1 protein-coding gene is annotated in these 613 nt (G+C 62.2%); it reads right to left on the reverse strand.

Annotation, left to right across the window (positions count from 1 at the left end; all coding sequences use genetic code 11):
• A partial coding sequence (locus tag HP566_RS06750) for a hypothetical protein (protein WP_249976503.1) occupies nt 1-613 on the reverse strand: 613 nt, incomplete at both ends.

The following is a 613-nucleotide window of genomic DNA, read 5'->3' on the forward strand; positions in this document are numbered from 1 at the left end:
CTGTCTCAATTTCCGCATACGCCGTTAGCGTTACGACCACGCCTTCGAACTCATAGCGCTTCTGCCGCTCGCCCTCCTGCATGCGCATAGCCCAGCACCATGAGGTATGCAGCGAGCCACTGGCACCGGCCCTGGCACTGAACACCCATATCTCTGTGGATACTTGAATCGCAATTTCAGCCGTACCGTTGATCCTGAACTCACCGCCAAACTGCTGCTGAATACCGGCCCAGGCCATGTCCATATCGCCATTGGCCGGGATCACGATACGCGCACCGCTATCGATCGTATGCCGCAGGCTGCCCGTAGCGGCCACTTCGAGATCCGCTTGTAATTTTGCTTTAACGTGCTCCCCCGCGGCCATGCGCACCCGCGCCTCGCGAATGGCTGGCGCCGCCAGGGCGGTGGCGGCGGCCAGGGCATCAATAAAGTCGAGCTTGCCGGACACCCCCATGCTGAGGGTGGAGGTCAGGCGACCGATGGCGAGCTGTAAATCCGGCGTGCCGCTGAGGGCGGTCAGTTCGACGCCCTTCGGTTCGAAGGTCAGCGATTTGCTGAGCTGTATGCCGGAGGCGTACTGGGTGCGATCCCGCCTTGGCCGTTGCCGCTGCCC

The organism is Vreelandella olivaria (genome assembly GCF_023507745.1).
Classification (GTDB): Bacteria; Pseudomonadota; Gammaproteobacteria; order Pseudomonadales; family Halomonadaceae; genus Vreelandella; species Vreelandella olivaria_A.